This window comes from Microbacterium sp. SCN 69-37 (assembly GCF_001724435.1).
GTDB lineage: Bacteria > Actinomycetota > Actinomycetes > Actinomycetales > Microbacteriaceae > Microbacterium > Microbacterium laevaniformans.
On the sequence record NZ_MEEL01000054.1, the window covers coordinates 1 to 16,132 of the forward strand.

15 protein-coding genes, 1 tRNA gene and 1 pseudogene are annotated in these 16,132 nt (G+C 69.3%); 7 read left to right on the top strand and 10 right to left on the bottom strand.

The genetic code is table 11. From position 1 onward, the window contains the following. The 3 genes and pseudogenes from ABS64_RS13725 to ABS64_RS13735 form a co-directional block, all read left to right on the top strand. Window positions 1–766, top strand: a pseudogene (locus ABS64_RS13725) (malate synthase A); the annotation flags it as partial. Between the two features lie 107 nt (window positions 767–873). Further along, window positions 874–1,716, top strand: coding sequence for an alpha/beta hydrolase (locus ABS64_RS13730; RefSeq protein ID WP_292684245.1), 843 nt, complete (start codon window positions 874–876; stop codon window positions 1,714–1,716). Beyond that, the gene (locus ABS64_RS13735; protein ID WP_005049922.1) at window positions 1,709–2,284 is read left to right on the top strand and encodes a TetR/AcrR family transcriptional regulator; all 576 of its coding nucleotides are present in this window, start codon (window positions 1,709–1,711) and stop codon (window positions 2,282–2,284) included. The genes ABS64_RS13730 and ABS64_RS13735 overlap by 8 nt, the downstream gene beginning before the upstream one ends. Window positions 2,285–2,287: 3 nt before the next feature. Here the strand turns inward: ABS64_RS13735 and ABS64_RS13740 are convergent, their stop codons facing one another. Next, complete coding sequence (locus tag ABS64_RS13740; RefSeq protein WP_292684248.1) at window positions 2,288–3,583, bottom strand: chloride channel protein; 1,296 nt, start codon at window positions 3,581–3,583, stop codon at window positions 2,288–2,290. Window positions 3,584–3,667: 84 nt separating this feature from the next. On the opposite strand from ABS64_RS13740, the gene ABS64_RS13745 reads away from it, so the two are divergent. Continuing rightward, window positions 3,668–4,873 carry a pyridoxal phosphate-dependent aminotransferase gene (locus ABS64_RS13745; protein ID WP_292684250.1) on the top strand — a complete coding sequence of 402 codons (1,206 nt, stop codon included), beginning with the start codon at window positions 3,668–3,670 and terminating at the stop codon, window positions 4,871–4,873. A 57-nt stretch (window positions 4,874–4,930) separates the two neighbouring features. Continuing rightward, window positions 4,931–5,716, top strand: a complete 786-nt coding sequence (locus tag ABS64_RS13750) for a phosphatase PAP2 family protein (protein WP_292684252.1) — start codon at window positions 4,931–4,933, stop codon at window positions 5,714–5,716. A 15-nt stretch (window positions 5,717–5,731) separates the two neighbouring features. On the opposite strand, the gene ABS64_RS13755 is transcribed toward ABS64_RS13750, so the two are convergent. The 8 genes from ABS64_RS13755 to ABS64_RS13790 all read right to left on the bottom strand — a co-directional run bounded on the left by ABS64_RS13755 (window position 5,732) and on the right by ABS64_RS13790 (window position 14,651). Further along, window positions 5,732–6,868: a UDP-N-acetylmuramate dehydrogenase gene (locus tag ABS64_RS13755; protein ID WP_292684254.1), complete on the bottom strand. Its 1,137-nt coding sequence runs from the start codon at window positions 6,866–6,868 to the stop codon at window positions 5,732–5,734. Then, entirely contained in the window at window positions 6,868–7,281 is a 414-nt protein-coding gene (locus tag ABS64_RS13760; protein WP_036287357.1) for a MaoC/PaaZ C-terminal domain-containing protein, read from the bottom strand. The genes ABS64_RS13755 and ABS64_RS13760 overlap by 1 nt, the downstream gene beginning before the upstream one ends. Beyond that, window positions 7,278–7,727, bottom strand: a complete 450-nt coding sequence (locus tag ABS64_RS13765) for a MaoC family dehydratase N-terminal domain-containing protein (protein ID WP_036287359.1) — start codon at window positions 7,725–7,727, stop codon at window positions 7,278–7,280. The genes ABS64_RS13760 and ABS64_RS13765 overlap by 4 nt, the downstream gene beginning before the upstream one ends. Window positions 7,728–7,818: 91 nt before the next feature. Next, window positions 7,819–8,628 (bottom strand): sulfite exporter TauE/SafE family protein, encoded by an 810-nt coding sequence (locus ABS64_RS13770; RefSeq protein ID WP_271171080.1) that lies wholly within the window; start codon window positions 8,626–8,628, stop codon window positions 7,819–7,821. Next, window positions 8,625–10,661: an ABC transporter ATP-binding protein gene (locus ABS64_RS13775; RefSeq protein WP_292684259.1), complete on the bottom strand. Its 2,037-nt coding sequence runs from the start codon at window positions 10,659–10,661 to the stop codon at window positions 8,625–8,627. Before ABS64_RS13775 ends, ABS64_RS13770 begins: the two co-directional genes overlap by 4 nt. Beyond that, a complete protein-coding gene (locus ABS64_RS13780) occupies window positions 10,658–12,385 on the bottom strand; it encodes an ABC transporter ATP-binding protein (protein WP_292684261.1) in 1,728 nt (575 codons plus the stop codon). The genes ABS64_RS13775 and ABS64_RS13780 overlap by 4 nt, the downstream gene beginning before the upstream one ends. 107 nt (window positions 12,386–12,492) lie before the next feature. Continuing rightward, complete coding sequence (locus tag ABS64_RS13785) at window positions 12,493–13,878, bottom strand: FAD-dependent oxidoreductase (protein ID WP_292684263.1); 1,386 nt, start codon at window positions 13,876–13,878, stop codon at window positions 12,493–12,495. 11 nt (window positions 13,879–13,889) lie between these two features. Then, window positions 13,890–14,651 carry an MIP/aquaporin family protein gene (locus tag ABS64_RS13790; protein ID WP_005049897.1) on the bottom strand — a complete coding sequence of 254 codons (762 nt, stop codon included), beginning with the start codon at window positions 14,649–14,651 and terminating at the stop codon, window positions 13,890–13,892. Between the two features lie 48 nt (window positions 14,652–14,699). Here ABS64_RS13790 and ABS64_RS13795 point away from each other — a divergent pair, with 48 nt between their 5' ends. Beyond that, window positions 14,700–15,374 (top strand): helix-turn-helix domain-containing protein, encoded by a 675-nt coding sequence (locus tag ABS64_RS13795; RefSeq protein ID WP_292684266.1) that lies wholly within the window; start codon window positions 14,700–14,702, stop codon window positions 15,372–15,374. A 21-nt stretch (window positions 15,375–15,395) separates the two neighbouring features. Then, on the top strand, window positions 15,396–15,794 hold the full coding sequence (locus tag ABS64_RS13800; RefSeq protein ID WP_005049890.1) for a low molecular weight phosphatase family protein: 399 nt from the start codon (window positions 15,396–15,398) through the stop codon (window positions 15,792–15,794). A 157-nt stretch (window positions 15,795–15,951) separates the two neighbouring features. Here ABS64_RS13800 and ABS64_RS13805 read toward each other — a convergent pair. Further along, a tRNA-Met gene (locus ABS64_RS13805) sits at window positions 15,952–16,028 on the bottom strand. Window positions 16,029–16,132: the final 104 nt, after the last annotated feature.

Genomic DNA, 16,132 nt, shown 5'->3' on the forward strand with positions numbered 1-16,132 from the left:
GGACTACATCTTCTCGATGATCAAGAACTACCGCGGCCGCGGCGCGCGGTTCGTGCTGCCCGACCGCAGCCAGGTCACGATGACGGTGCCGTTCATGCGGGCCTACACGGAGCTGCTCGTGAAGACGTGCCACAAGCGCGGAGCCTTCGCGATCGGCGGCATGAGCGCCTTCATCCCCAACCGACGCGACCCCGAGGTGACGGCGCAGGCGTTCGAAAAGGTCGCCGCCGACAAGAAGCGCGAGGCCGGCGACGGCTTCGACGGGACCTGGGTGGCTCACCCCGACCTGATCCCGGTGGCCCAGGCGGAGTTCGACGCGGTGCTCGGCGAGCGTCCGAACCAGATCGACCGCCAGCGCCCGGAGGTGAACGTCCAGGCGTCGCAGCTCATCGACGTGCACATCGGGCTGCCGGTCACGGCGGCGGGCGTGTACGGCAACGTGTCAGTGGCGATCCGCTACATCGAGGCATGGCTGCGGGGTCTCGGCGCCGTCGCGATCGACAACCTCATGGAGGATGCCGCGACCGCCGAGATCAGCCGTAGCCAGGTGTGGCAGTGGATCCACCAGGACCGCACGACGGACGACGGCACGCGCATCACGCGCGAGTACATCGAGGGCCTCATCGCGCAGGTCCTGGCCGAGGTCCCGCGCCAGGACGGCGACCGCTTCGACGACGCGGCGGCGATCTTCCGCGACGTCGCCCTCGGTGAGGACTTCCCGACGTTCCTGACGCTCGGGGCCTACGCCGACTACCTGACCGACTGACGCTCCGCGTCGCACAGTGGGGGTGGATGCCGCGGCATCCACCCCCGCTGTCATGCGCTGCAGGAAGGACGTTGACAGAGTTAGCTAATGCCATTAGCTTTATGGCTATGACAACCACATCGTCTCCTTCAGCTGCTTTCGCCCGGCTGGATGTCCATCACCTCGATCGGCCGGAAGGCCGCATCGCGTACCGCGTGACCGGTGACGGTCCGCTCGTGGTGTGCGTCCCCGGCATGGGCGAGATCGCCGCGAGCTACCGCTACACGGTGCCCGCTCTGCGTGAGGCCGGCTTCCGCGTCGCCGTCATGGACCTGCGCGGTCATGGTGAGTCGGATGCCACGTTCTCGGCGTACGACGACGTCGCGGCCGGCACCGACATCCTCGCGCTCATCGCACACCTCGGCGGCCCCGCCGTCGTCGTCGGCAACTCGATGGCCGCCGGAGCGGCCGTCTGGGCGGCCGCCGAGGAGTCCGACGCCGTCAGCGGGCTGTGCCTGCTCGGCCCGTTCGTCCGCAACGCGCGGACCAACCCGTTCGCCGCCGCAACGTTCCGCCTGCTGATGCTCCGGCCGTGGGCCCGCGCGGCCTGGCTTGCCTACCTGCCCCAGCTCTACCCCGGCAGCCGGCCTGCCGACTTCGCGGAGCACCGCACGGCGATCCGCAACGCGATGTCCCGCCCGGGCGCCGCAGCCGCGTTCGCGCGCACGACGCGCACCGACCACAGCCTCGCCGAGGAGCGGATTCTCGAGGTGTCGGCACCGGCACTGGTCATCATGGGCACAGCCGACCCCGACTTTAGCGACCCGAGCGGTGAGGCGGCGTGGATCGGCGAGCACCTGCGCGCCCGCGTGGTGCTCGTGGAGGGCGCCGGACACTACCCGCAGGCCGAGCAGCCCGACCAGGTCGGTCCCGCCCTGGTCGCGTTCTGTCGCGAGGTGGCCGGTGCCTAGGGCCGGCCTCACCCGCGATGCCGTGGTGACGCTGGCGTTGGAGACGATCGACGAGCTCGGCGTCGACGGCCTCACCCTCGCCGAGATCGCCGGCCGCGCCGGGGTGAAGGTGCCGAGCCTCTACAAGCACATCGCCTCGCTCGAGGTGCTGCGCTCGGCCGCGGCCACCGAGGCGACGCATGAGCTCGCGCGGGAGCTGCGGGCCGCGGCTGTCGGCGTGTCCCGCACGGCGGCACTGGACAGTCTTGCGCACGCCTATCGGGGGTACGCGTTGCGGCATCCAGGACGGTATGCGGCCACCCAGCGCGCACCCCTGCCCGGTGAGGCGCGCGAGGAGGCGCATGCCGCCGCCGCGGCGGAGGTGCAGCAGGTCGTCTCGGCGACGCTGCGCGGCTACGACATCGCCGACGACCAGCTGATCGACGCCACACGTGCTCTGCGCGCCGCCCTGCACGGGTTCTGCGCACTCGAGAACGGTGGCGGCTTCGCCCTTCCGGTCAGCATGTCGCAGAGCTTCGCCAGGATGATCGCCGGCCTCGACCGCATGCTGTCGACCTGGCCGAGCTGACGCTCACTCCCGACCGGGATCGATTGGTGCGAAGCGGCGCAGACCGCCACCCGTCGTGAGGCGGGATGCCGCGAGCGAGCCCGCGACCGCGAGGAAGATCGGCAGCAGCAGGGTGAAACCCGTCCCGGTGAACTCGATGATCAGCGCGATCGCCGTGAAGGGCGCGCGCATGTTGGCGGCAAGGAACGCCCCCGCCGCGACGATGGCCAGTGCCGTGCCGTCGGCACCGGGCCAGATGAACGCCCACCCGGCCGCGGCCGCAGCGCCCAGCGCCGCGCCGATCGCCACCGACGGCTGCAGTGTGCCGCCGATCGCACCGGACCCGAGCGAGACCGACGTGGCCACGTACTTCATCACGGCCAGCGCCAGCAGCAGGTAGGCGGGCTGAGCGAGATCGAAGCCGGCGGTCGCGAGGGCGCGTCCGTTGCCGAGGATGAGCGGGAAGAACGCGCCGAGCACGCCGACCGCGGCGAACGTGAGGGGCAGGACGATCAGCAGCTTCCACCCGGTGGGGCGGCGCCGCGACAGGCGGGCGGTGACCGCGGAGAAGCTCGTCGCCCCCCAGCCCATCAGAGGCCCGATCAACACGGCGGCGACGAGAAGGGACGGCGTGACGGCGACGGGCGCGACGTGGTACAGCGCGTCGTCGGCGACGAGAGGACGAGCGACGACTGTGGCGATCGCACTCACCGAGAGGGCGACGACGGCGGCGCCCGCGCTGAAGCGCGCGAGGAGGATCTCGATCGCGAACAGCGCCCCGGCCAGCGGAACGTTGTAGACAGCGGCCAGGCCCGCGCCGGCGGCGGAGGCGACGAGGATCATCGACCAGCGTGCGTCGATGCGGAACCAGCCGACGAGCTTCGAGCCCGCCATCGCCGACAGCTCTCGAGGCGCCACCTCTTTGCCGATCGAGGCGCCGAGGCCGACAGAGGTCACCTGGATCACGGTGTCGGCAAGGGTTTCCAGTGCCGGCATCCGCTTTCCGGCAACTCCTTCTTCGACGCTCGCGATGCGCCGCCCGAACCGGCGGAGCAGGTACCAGCCGAGGGCCGCGATCACGCCGGCGGCGCTCAGGCTGACGATCGGCAGCCACCAGGGCGATGGCAGGGCGAGCCCATCGAGGAACGGCCCCTCGGCGCTTCCCCAGACCAGGTGCTCCACGGAGTGGACGATCCAGACGAGCAGCAGTACCGCCAGGCCCGTCGCGATGCCGACGCAGAGGGTGGCAAGGCCCAGACGCACCAGCCCCCACAGACCGGAGAGGCGGAGAGGCGGGCGAGCGCGGGCGTCTCCGGTCACGTCGTCACGTTAGCGCACGCCGAGAGTCGTTCCGTGCGAGCGCGGTCCGTGCCGCCGGCGGCCGGGACCACTACGCTTTTGCCTGTGACCGAACGCGCTCCCCTGTCCCGCAAGCTGTCCGCCATCGCCGAGTCCGCGACCCTCAAGGTCGATGCGAAGGCGAAGGCCCTGCAGGCGGCCGGCCGCCCCGTGATCTCCTATGCGGCCGGCGAGCCCGACTTCGCGACGCCGCAGTTCATCGTGGATGCCGCCGCGCACGCCCTCCACGACCCCGCGAACTACCGCTACACGCCCGCCGCTGGCCTCCCCGTGCTGCGCGAGGCGATCGCCGCGAAGACACTGCGCGACTCGGGCCTGGAGGTCACCGCGTCGCAGATCATCGTCACCAACGGTGGCAAGCAGGCCGTCTACCAGGCCTTCCAAGCCGTCGTGAACCCCGGCGACGAGGTGCTGCTGCCGGCGCCGTACTGGACCACCTACCCCGAGGCGATCGCGCTGGCCGACGGCGTCCCGGTCGAGGTCTTCGCCGGCGCCGACCAGGACTACAAGGTCACCGTGGACCAGCTCGAGGCCGCCCGCACCGACAGGACGACGGTGCTCGTGTTCGTGTCGCCCTCCAACCCGACCGGCTCGGTCTACACGCCGGAGGAGACGAAGGCGATCGGCGAGTGGGCGCTTGCGCACGGCATTTGGGTGGTCAGCGACGAGATCTATCAGAACCTCGTCTACGAAGGCGCACGGGCCGTGTCGATCGTCGACGCAGTGCCGGAGCTCGCCGGACAGACGATCCTGGTCAACGGCGTCGCCAAGACCTACGCGATGACCGGCTGGCGGGTGGGCTGGATGGTCGGCCCGGCCGATGCGATCAAGCTCGCCGGCAACCTCCAGTCGCACCTGAGCTCGAACGTCAACAACGTCGCTCAGCGCGCGGCGCTGGCCGCCCTCACCGGACCGCAGACCGAAGCCGAGGAGATGCGTCAGGCCTTCGACCGTCGGCGCCGGCTGATCGTGTCGGAGCTCGCCAAGATCCCGGGCGTGACGGTGCCCAACCCGCTCGGCGCGTTCTACGTCTATCCCGACGTCACCGGCCTCCTCGGACGGGAGTGGAATGGCACCCGGGTCGACACTTCGCTCGAGCTCGCCGACCTCATCCTCGACCAGGCCGAGGTCGCCGTCGTTCCCGGCGAGGCGTTCGGCCCGTCGGGATACCTGCGCCTGTCCTACGCGCTCGGTGACGACCAGCTGCTGGAGGGCGTCCAGCGCCTGCAGAAGCTGTTCGGCCTCGACTGATCCGCGACCTCCGCACACTCAGACAGCACATAGCTGGACGGAGAACGATCGGACTCCATGCGCCCGTCGACATCCTCCCTCCTCGTGGCGTCGCGCAGATCGCGCCGCCGCCGCAACGCGCTGCTCGCCCCGTCAGAGCACCCGGCGACCAAGCTGGTCGTCGGGCTGGCGACGATCGTGTTCCTCATCAGCGCCGGACTGGCTCTGCGCGCCGCGCCCATCGACGCGGATCTGTCACGGGCGATGAACGGCTGGCACATCAACGGCCTCGGCCAGGTCACCGCCCTCGTGTACGACCTGTTCTCTCCTGTGCCGGCGATCGTCATCACCGTGATCGTCACCTCCATCGTGTGGGCATTGAGCGGGCGACTGGCGCTGGCGATCGCCTTCGCCGGCACGATTGCGCTGACCTGGATCCCGTCCGACATCGTCAAGATCGCGGTCGGTCGGTCGCGTCCGGACGCGACCCTGCTGCCGCACCCGGTGGCGCAGATGCCGGTCGATCCGTCGTATCCCAGCGGACACGTCGCCTTCGTCACCGCGCTGGTGCTCGCCCTGGTGCTCATGCTGAAGGGCACACGTTGGCACCGGCCTGCGATCGTGCTCGGCACGATCGCCGTCGTCGTGGTCGTGTTCTCCGTCGCGATCCTCGGCGTGCACTACCCCACCGACGCGCTCGCATCGGTGGGGTGGGCGCTGGGCGTCTTTCCAGCGGCCCGCATCGTCTGGGTGCGCATGCTCATGCCGCTCGTCCCGTTCCTGCGGGAAGTGCCGCGACCCGAGCCGGCAGAGGCCGCGCCGGGACCGCGCCGCCACGGCGACGTCGAGACGCACGAAGGCTGACGCAGCGCGGGAGCCCTACAGCTCGACGCCCACCAGAACCGGTTCGGGCTGCAGCAGCAGACCGAACTCGGACTGCACACGGTGCTGGATGTAACGCGCGAGTTCCGCGACCTCGCCGGCCGTCGCTCCGCCGCGGTTCGTGAGAGCAAGCGCGTGTTTCGTCGACAATCCCGCCCGTGAGCGCGGCAGCCGGAAGCCCTTGCCGAGACCCGAGTGCTCGATCAGCCAGGCTGCACTGACCTTGACATCCGGCTGCACAGAGACCGGCGGAGGCACGACACCGTCGAAGGCGGCCAGGGGGATGACGGTGACCGGTTCGATCTCCACGGCCATCGGCCAACGAGGGCACTCGGGCGGGAGGGCGCGCGCGAAGGATGCCGAGACGATCGCGTTCTGGAAGAACGACCCGGCGCTGTGGGTGTCGGGGTCGGCGTCATCGGGCACCATGCCCTTGGCGGCGCGTGTCGCCAGGACCGTCTCGCGGATCCACCGGAGCGACACCGCGGCATCCGGAGCCAGGCGCAGCGCCTGACGCAGCTGAGCGCCGCGCACGGGAATGTCGCCGGCACCGACGTCCTGCAGTTCGAGGGTGATCGAGACGATGACGCCGGAGCGTTCGGCGCCCCGACCGTAGTGCTGCTTGAGCACCGACGTGCGAAAGCCCAAGCCGAGTGCGTCGGCCGAGACGGTCTCCACCTCGCCGGTGGCCTCGTCGAGCAGTTCGACCTCGACGAGCGTCTCGACGATCTCCTGCCCGTATGCGCCGACGTTCTGAATGGGCGCCGCACCGGCAGAGCCGGGGATGCCGCTCATGGCCTCGATGCCGGCCAGCCCGGCCGCGGCCGTGTACTCGACGAGGGCGTCCCAGTTGTGACCGGCTTCGACGCGCAGGCGGACGTGACCCTCCCGAGCGCCCTCGACACGCTGGATGCCGGAGGTGCGCACCAGCACGACGGTGCCGTCGAAGGGCTCGTCACCGGCGAGCAGGTTCGAGCCGCCGCCGAGCACGAGCCACGGCTCCCCCTGCGACCACGCCTCCTGCAGCGCCGAGATGAGCTCGTCGCGGGTGCGGGCCTCGACCATGCGCAGGGGCGTGCCGCCGACACGCAGGGTCGTCAGGTCGGCGAGCGGGACCGGCGTGATCTCGGCCATCAGGACTGGTGGCGCACGCGCACCTGCGCCTTGCCGAGCACGGTCGTGTCGCCGAACGTGACGGTGAGGTCGATGCGGGCGGCCTCGTCGTCGAGGGCGCCGACTTTGGCCGAGACGAAGAGGTCGGCACCACCCTCGGCATCCACCACGACGGGACGCGTGAAGCGCACGCCGTAGTCGACGATGCGTCCGGCGTCGCCGAGCCACTCGACGATGGTCTCGACGGCGAGGCCCATCGTCAGCATGCCGTGCGCGAGCACGCCGGGCAGACCGACGCGTTCGGCGACGTCGTCGCGATAGTGAATGGGGTTGAAGTCACCCGATGCGCCCGCGTAGCGCACCAGCGACTCACGGGTCAGGTGCACGGTGCGCTCGGCGACGACGGTGCCGACCTCCAGGGCTGCGGATGTCATGAGACCTCGCCTCCGATGAGCAGAACGGATGTCGCGGTGACGACGTGGGCGCCGTCGGCGTCGGTGATCTCCGCCGCGCTGGTCACCATCGCTCCGGCGCCGAACGGGCGGATGCCGGTGATGCTGAGCTGCGCGGTGAGCTCGTCTCCGGCGACGATGGGACGGCTGTAGTGGAAGCGCTGCTCGGCGTGCACGGTACGTTCCAGAGCGATGCCGGAGTCCTCGACGGCCAGCAGCTGCTGCATCGTGAGGTCTTGGACGACCATCGCGAAGGTGGGCGGTGCGACGACGTCGCGGTAACCCAGCGCCTGAGCGGCGGCGGGGTCGAGGTGCTGGGGGGCGTCGGCGAAGACGGCCCGCGCGAATTCGCGCACCTTTTCGCGGCCCACGAGATAGGAAGCGGTCGGCGGGAAGACACGACCCACCAGCTCAGGATTCACTGACACCACTCGATCCTATCGACGGCGCTGCCCGCTCGTCCGTCCGCAGGCGCCGCATCAAACCCGCCGTGGCGATGGTTCGGGACGGATGAACGCGTCAGCGCGCGCGACGAGCGCGGATGGCCCGCGCCGCCATCTGCGCGGCGATGAAGGTGAGGAAGCACGCGAAGAGGATGTTGGCGACCAGGGGCGGCAGCAGCGTGGCAATCCAGGCGCCGAGAGCCGTCGTGGTGCACGCCGCGACGCCGACGAGCGCGGCGGCGACCAGGTCGACGTTGCGGCGCTTGACGTTGCCCACGGTGCCCGAGATGGCGGTCGGGATCATCATGAGCAGCGAGGTTCCCTTCGCGATGAGGTCGCTCGTACCGAAGAGGAAGATGAGCGCGGGAACGACGATGACCCCGCCGCCGACACCCAGCAACCCCGCCATCACGCCCGTGAACAGCCCCAGCACCGCCAAGCCGATGCCGGATGCGACCGTGAGCTCGAGCGCGGCATCGCGCGAGGGGACGACGATGAACAGCATCACGATCACGATGACGAGGAAGCCCACGAATCCCCAGCGCAGCGCGTTCTGCGGGATGCGGGCGAGCAGCCACGAACCGATCTGCGCGCCGACGACGGCTCCGGCGGCGAGGATGAGCGCGGGGATCCAGGCGACGGACCCGTGGATCGCGTAGGAGACGACGCCGACGGATGCCGTGGGCACGATGGCCGCCAGCGACGTGCCCGCCGCGAGCCGCTGGTCGAAGCGCAGCAGGAGCACCAGCATCGGCACGATGACCGTGCCGCCGCCGACGCCGAACAGCCCCGACAGCAGACCGGCGGCAAGGCCGACCCCGATGCAAGCCAGCACGAAGGTAAGGTCGCGACGCCGGGCGGGCGTCGCGGGCGCACCGCCGCTCACGCGTCGTTCCCGCCGCCGGCCTCGGGGGTCGGGTCGTCGGCGCCGGCGGCGGCCTGCTCGAACTGCGAGCGGTAGAGGCGCCAGTAGGCGCCTTCCGCGGCGATCAACTCGTCGTGGCTGCCCTTCTCGACGATGTCGCCGTGCTCCATCACGAGGATGAGGTCGGCGTCGCGAATCGTCGACAAGCGGTGCGCGATGACGAAGGACGTGCGTCCTTCGCGCAACGCCGACATCGCGTGCTGCAGCAGCAGCTCGGTGCGGGTGTCGACCGAGCTCGTCGCCTCATCCAGGATGAGCACGCTCGGCTCGGCGACGAACGCACGCGCGATCGTGATGAGCTGCTTCTCCCCCGCCGAGACGTTGGCGGCGTCCTCGTCGAGCACGGTGTCGTACCCGTCGGGAAGGGAGTGGACGAAGCGGTCGACCCGGGTCGCGACAGCGGCTTCGACGATCTCGAGGTCGGAGGCCTGCTCGTTGCCGTACCGGATGTTCTCGCGGATCGTTCCGGCGAACAGCCATGGATCCTGGAGCACCATGCCGGTGCGCGAACGCACATCGTCGCGGGTGAGCTCGGAGATGTCCTGTCCGTCGAGCAGGATGCGGCCCCCGTCGAGCTCGTAGAAGCGCATCAGGAGGTTGACCAGGGTCGTCTTTCCGGCCCCGGTGGGCCCGACGATCGCGACGGTCTGGCCTGGTTCGACGCGGAAGGACAGGTCGCGGATGAGGGGCTTGTCGGGGCTGTACGAGAACGCGACGTTCTGGAACTCGATCACGCCGCGTCCCTCGCGCACGGCGGGCGCGTCGGCGGCATCGGGCTCCTGCTCGTCCTGGTCGAGGAGTTCGAAGACACGTTCGGCCGAGGCCGTTCCGGACTGCACGACGGCGGCCATGCCGCCGAGCTCCGACAGCGGCTGGGTGAACTGCTGCGAGTACTGGATGAACGCCTGCACGTCACCGAGCCGCAGCTGGCCGGAGGCCACCATCAGACCGCCGAGCACGGCGATGCCGACGTAGGAGAGATTTCCGATGAACATCATCGCCGGCATCATCAGGCCCGACAGGAACTGGGCTTTGAACGCGGCCCGGTAGAGCTCTTCGTTCTCCTGCTGGAACTTCTCCCGCGAATCCTTCTCGCGGCCGTACACGCGCACGAGCGCGTGACCGGAGAACGACTCCTCGACGCGTGCGTTGAGCCGGCCGACCTTGCGCCATTGCGTCGCGAAGGCCTTCTGCGACTTCGGGCCGATGACTCCGAAGATGACGCCCATCAGCGGCAGGGCGATGAGGGCGACGATCGCGAGTTGCCACGAGATCGAGAACATCATGATGAGCACACCGACGACCGTCAGCACGTTCGTGACGGCGGTCGACAACGACTGCTGCATGGTCTGGGTGATGTTGTCGATGTCGTTCGTGACGCGCGAGATGAGCTCGCCCCGCTGCACCCGGTCGAAGTACGACAGGGGCAGACGGTTGATCTTCGCCTCGACCGACTCCCGCAGGCGCCACATGGTGCGCACCATGATCACGTTGATGACGTAGCCCTGCAGCCAGGTGAGCACGGCCGACACGACGTAGATCGCGAGAACAGCGACGAGCACCGACTTCAGACGCTCGAAGTCGACGCCGGCGCCGACCTGAAAGTCGTGCATCGCGGAGACGATGTTGGCGATGTCGTTCTGCCCCGCGGAGCGCAGGGCGTCGACGACCTGGGTTTGGCTCGTCCCCGCGGGGAACTGCGCAGCGAGGGATGCCGAGACGACGCCCTCGAAGAGGATGTTGGTCGCCTCACCGAGAACCTTCGGTGCGATCACGGCGAGGACGACGCCGACCGCGCCGAGGACCGAGACGAACCCGAATGCCCACTTGTACGGGGCGAGCAGGCCGATCATCCGCACGAAGCTGCGACCGAAGTTGGCGGCCTTGCCGGGGGCGACGGAATCCCAGGATCCGGAGTTGAGCCGCGCCTGTTCGGCGAGCTCGAGTTCTTCGCGCTCCTCTTCGGAGAGGGCGGCGGTGTTCGGCGCGCTCATGCGTCCACTCCCAACTGCGATTCGACGATTTCTCGGTACGTGTCGTTTGCGGCGAGAAGCTCCTCGTGCGTGCCGATGCCGACCATGCGCCCGTCGTCGAGGACGACGATGACGTCGGCATCCGCGATGGTCGAGATGCGCTGGGCGACGACGATCTTGGTCACCTCGGGAAGCGCGCGCCAGAGAGCTTGGCGTAGCCGGGCATCGGTCGTGACGTCGAGCGCCGAGAACGAGTCGTCGAACACGAGCACGTGCGGGCGGTGCACGATGGCGCGAGCGATCGACAGGCGCTGGCGCTGACCACCCGAGACGTTGGTGCCGCCCTGCGCGATGCGCGCATCGAGGCCGCCGTCCATCTCGGCGACGAAATCGCGCCCCTGGGCGATCTCGAGCGCCTGCCACAGCTCGTCGTCGGTCGCGTCCTCGCGTCCGAAGCGGAGGTTGCTGGCGACCGTGCCCGTGAACAGGAACGCGCGCTGCGGGACGTAGCCGATGCCCCGCCACATCTCGTCGAGGTCGGCCTCGCGCACGTCGACGCCGCCGACGCGCACGGTGCCGCCGGTCACGTCGAACAGTCGCGGGATGAGGGAGACGAGCGTCGTCTTGCCCGAACCGGTCGATCCGACGATGGCGACGGTCTGGCCGGGGGCGGCGCGGAACGAGATGTTCTCGAGGACGGGCGCCTCGGCGCCGGGGTAGCTGAAGGTGACGTCGTCGAACTCGACGGCGCCGAGATCGGGGAACTGCGTGACCGGTCGCGCCGGGCGGTGCAGCGCATCGGTCGAGTCGAGCACCTCTCCGATGCGATCTGCGGAGACCGCGGCGCGCGGGATCATGATCGTCATGAACGTCGCCATGAGCACGCCCATGAGGATCTGACCGACGTACTGCATGAAGGCGAAGAGGGTGCCGATCTGCACGTCACCGGCATCCACCTGGATGCCGCCGAACCAGATGACGCCGACGACGGTGAGGTTGAGCACCAGCATCGCCAGCGGGAACATGAGCACGAACAGCGAGCCGACCTTGCGTCCGACGACCATGATGTCGGTGTTCGCGACGCGGAACCGGGCCTCTTCGATGCGTTCACGCACGAACGCGCGGACGACGCGCACGCCGGTGAGCTGCTCGCGCATGACGCGGTTGACGCCGTCGAGCTTGCCCTGATACTCGCGGAACAACGGCACCATGCGGCTGATGATGAAACCGGCGATCACGAGCAGCGTCGGCACCGCGACGGCGATGAGCCAGCTGAGCGCGGCATCCTGCTGGACGGCCATGATGACGCCGCCGATGCCCAGCAGCGGCGCGGTGACCAGCATCGTGGCGCCCATCATCGCGAGCATCTGCACCTGCTGGACGTCGTTGGTGTTGCGAGTGATGAGCGTTCCCGCCCCGAACGACGAGACTTCACGCTCGGAGAAGCCGCTGACCTTGTCGTAGACGTCGCGGCGGATGTCGCGTCCGGCGCTCATCGCGGCGCGCGCGGCGAAGAACGTCGCGATGACCGAGGCGACGATCTGCCCCAGCGCGATGAGCAGCATGAAGCCGCCGCGCGACCAGATGTAGGCGGTATCGCCCGCGGCGACACCCTTGTCGATGATGTCGGCGTTCAGGCGCGGCAGGTAGAGAGACGCCATCGCCGAGGCGAACTGGAAGACGAGCACGCCCAGCAGCCACCACTTGTACGTCCAGAGATATCGGACGAGGAGTTTTCCGAGCATGAAGGGCTCCGTCTACGGGCCGGGTGGGAACGGGTTCATGCTATCGCCGGACGCCGACACGCGTTCCCGCCATCGGATGCCGGGCAGGTCAGGTGAGTTCTCGAGAATCAGACGCCGGCCGCGACCACGCGGACCTCGTGCTCCCACGCTTGAGCGGCCACTTGTACCGCGTCCCAGGGCGAGCCGAGCGGCGGCGTGTACGAGAGGTCGAGGTCGCTCATTCCGCCGACGGTCATGCCGTGGTGCAGGGCAGTGGCGTAGGTGTCGACGCGTTTGGAGATCTCCGCTCCTCGCGTGCCGACGAGCTGAGCGCCGAGAAGGCGTCCGTCCCGAGTGTCGCCGGTGATGCGGATGCTGATCGGCGTCGCTCCGGGGTAGTAGCGCTTGTGGTCATCCGCGATCGCGGTGTGGCTCTGCGCAGCGTAGCCCGCCGCGAGGGCTTCGTCGTCGCGGAGGCCGGTGCGAGCGGCGACGACCTCGAACACCTTCACGACCTGTGTGCCGAGGCTGCCCGCGAACCGCGCGTTGCCGCCAATGGCGTTCTCGCCGGCGACGCGGCCCTGCTTGTGGGCGGTGGTGCCGAGGGGCAGGTACGTAACGCCGAGGAGGCGGTGGCGGGTGACCACGCCATCTCCGGCTGCCCAGACGTTCGGCAGGCCGGTGCGCATGTGCTCGTCCACGACGACGGCACCGCCCGCGCCCGTGGTCGCGCCGGCTGCGGTGAGCAGGCTGGTGTTGGGGCGCACACCGACGACCACGAGCACGAGGTCGGCGCTTCGGGAGAATGCGTGAGCATCGCGGGTGCCGGTCACGGTGAGGCGGCCGCCGTCGCGCGTGACGGATTGGATACGCGTCCCGGTCACGACCTCGACGCCGTGGCGGGTGAGTTCATCGTGGACGAGCGAGCCGAGTTCGGGGTCGAGGGTGGAGAGCACCTCGGGGCCTCGCTGGAGCTGGGTGACGCGCAGGCCCCGGACGGTGAGAGCCTCGGCCATTTCGAGGCCGACGTAGCCAGCCCCGACGATGATTGCGGTTTCGGGCTGGTGCTCGTCGAGGTATCGCTCCAAGGCAAAGGTGTCGCCCATCGAGTGCAGCAGGTGCACGCCGTCGTCGGGGCCGAACCGGTCGAGGCCGGCGATGCCGGCGGTGGACGGGGATGCGCCAGTGCCGACCATGAGTTCGTCATACGCGATCGTCGACTCCGTACCGGCCGCGTCCCGGACCGTGAGCGTGCGACCGTCGACGTCGATACCGGTGGCGAGGGTGTTCAGACGCAGGTTCATGCCGGTGGCTTCGAGGTCGGCGTGCGTGCGGTGGGCGAGGGACTGCCAGGGCTGCACTTCGCGGGAGAAGTAGTAGGGGATGCCGCAGATGGAGAAGTTCGGGTAGGAGTCGGCCACGACGACGGTGACGTCGACCGAGGGGTCGAGTTCGCGGGCGCGCAGGGCTGTGGAGATGCCGGCGTCACTTCCGCCGATCGCTACGAGGTGCATGAGGGTGCCTTTCAGGACGTGGTTTCGGGTTGCGTGGGCACCACGACGTCTCCCGCGGTGCGTGCAGCGGTCGGGTAGAAGACGAGCAGCATCGCGAGCCCAAGGGCGCCACCGACGAGCTGGGCGAGGATGAACGGTGCCACGGAGGCGGGGGCGATTCCGGCGAACGTGTCGGTGAACATGCGGGCGATGGTCACAGCGGGGTTGGCGAACGATGTGGAGCTGGTGAACCAGTACGCGGCACCGATGTAGGCGCCGACCGCAGCCGCGGTCACCGATCCGTTCCCTGCGCGGGCGAGCGCGAAGACCAGCAGCACGAGCCCGGCGGTAGCGACCAGTTCGCCGACCAGATGCCCGCCGGTCGCGCGGTCGTGTCCCGACAGCGCGGGCGCGGCGTCGAACATCACGCCGGCCAGGAGGGTGCCGGCCGCGCCGCCGAGAACCTGCGCCGCCAGGTACGGGGCGACATCGCGCAGCGGCAGGCCGGCTCCCTCGCGGCGGCCGGCCAGCCAGTCCGCCAGTGACACCACGGGGTTGAAGTGCGCTCCCGACACCGGGCCGAGCATGAGGATCAGCACCGTCAGGCCGAGCGCCGTGGCCACGCTGTTCTCGAGAAGCTGCAACCCCACATCGCCCGGCGAGAGCCGCTGGGCGGCGATCCCTGACCCGACCACGACGGTGACGAGCAGCCCCGTCCCGACGAACTCGGCGGCGACGCGACGCAGCACGTGTGGCCGAGTCGCGGAGGGGTTGGAGCGGGTGATCGTTTTCATGTCGGCTCATCTTGACGCACACGCGATATAACAGTCAAGATTGAACCAATGAACACTGAACGAACTGACACGGTGGAGGCGCGCGCTGCTCGGCACGCCGCTTTGAGCGACCCGTCCCGGCTGCGGATCGTCGACCTTCTGACGCTCGGCGATCTGTCGCCGTCAGAGATTCGGACGACCCTGGGCATCGCGGGAAATCTCGTGACTCATCACCTGAACGTGCTGGAGTCTGCGGGCATGGTCGCCCGATCGCGCTCCGAGGCGGACAAGCGACGCAGCTACATACACCTCACGGACAACGCCCTCGTGGGCCTCACCCCTGGCCGAACCGAAGGCGCAAGCCGCGTGGTCTTCGTCTGCACGGCGAACTCGGCGCGGTCGCAACTCGCCGCCGCGCTGTGGGCGACCCACAGCAGCATCCCCGCCACGTCCGGGGGCACGCGCCCCGCTGAACAGATCGCAGTCGGCGCGATCGCGACAGCCAATCGTCACGATCTCGACCTGCCGCAAGAGCCACCACGGGCATTGGGCGCCGTGCTGACCGACTCGGACTTCGTGGTCACCGTGTGCGACAACGCGCACGAAGAACTCGGGGTGGCCGGGCACCTGCACTGGTCCATCCCCGACCCGGTCCGCGTCGGCACCGACGACGCCTTCGACACCGCCTACGACGAGCTGGAGCGCCGCATCACCGAACTCGCCCCCCGACTCGCCGCCACCTGACACTTCCCAGAAAGAGAACCCGTGACCAACACCACTCCGACCGTCCTGTTCATCTGCCAGCACAATGCCGGCCGCTCCCAACTCGGCGCTGCGCTCCTGGAGCATCTGGCCGGCGACCGGTTCACCGCGACGTCGGCGGGACTGTCGCCGGCGGGCGAAGTGAACCCCGCCGTCACCGCGACGGTTGCCGAGCTGGGCATCGACATCACCGACCGGGTGCCGCGTGCCGTCACCGTGAGCGACATCGATCAGGCGGACGTCGTGGTGCTGATGAAGCCCGGCCTCGATCTGCCATCGACGCCACGCGGCGACGTCTTGGAGTGGTCCTTCCCCAATCCGGATGCCTGGGACGCCGAGGCCGTGCGGCCGCTGCGCGAAGCCGTCTCCGAGAAGATTCAGACCACGCTCCTCGCACGCTGAGCACCAGGAGAGGGGCGAACCGCCGACCTGGGACGCGGTCGACGCCGCGCGGCGCTCTCTGCCGCAACCAACAAGAAAAGCGCCGGAGACATCTCCGACGCTTCTTCCCAACACCTGGACCCTGATCTCAAGGTCATCTGTTCGAGGAAAACGAGTGTGGTAGCGGGAGCGGGGCTTGAACCCGCGACCTCACGATTATGAGTCGTGCGCTCTCACCAACTGAGCTACCCCGCCGCGCCGCACCCACACGGCGAGATGTGGATGCTGCGAGCCCCGAGTCAGGATTGAACTGACGACCCCTTCCTTACCATGGAAGTGCTCTGCCACTGAGCTATCGG

Bases quoted from the DNA above. Each gene is read 5' to 3' on its own strand.
- ABS64_RS13730 (WP_292684245.1), top strand. From the start codon at position 874: ATGACAACCACATCGTCTCCTTCAGCTGCTTTCGCCCGGCTGGATGTC.
- ABS64_RS13750 (WP_292684252.1), top strand. From the start codon at position 4,931: ATGCGCCCGTCGACATCCTCCCTCCTCGTGGCGTCGCGCAGATCGCGC.
- ABS64_RS13755 (WP_292684254.1), bottom strand. From the start codon at position 6,868: ATGGCCGAGATCACGCCGGTCCCGCTCGCCGACCTGACGACCCTGCGT.
- ABS64_RS13760 (WP_036287357.1), bottom strand. From the start codon at position 7,281: ATGACATCCGCAGCCCTGGAGGTCGGCACCGTCGTCGCCGAGCGCACC.
- ABS64_RS13775 (WP_292684259.1), bottom strand. From the start codon at position 10,661: ATGAGCGCGCCGAACACCGCCGCCCTCTCCGAAGAGGAGCGCGAAGAA.
- ABS64_RS13780 (WP_292684261.1), bottom strand. From the start codon at position 12,385: ATGCTCGGAAAACTCCTCGTCCGATATCTCTGGACGTACAAGTGGTGG.
- ABS64_RS13785 (WP_292684263.1), bottom strand. From the start codon at position 13,878: ATGCACCTCGTAGCGATCGGCGGAAGTGACGCCGGCATCTCCACAGCC.
- ABS64_RS13790 (WP_005049897.1), bottom strand. From the start codon at position 14,651: ATGAAAACGATCACCCGCTCCAACCCCTCCGCGACTCGGCCACACGTG.
- ABS64_RS13795 (WP_292684266.1), top strand. From the start codon at position 14,700: ATGAACACTGAACGAACTGACACGGTGGAGGCGCGCGCTGCTCGGCAC.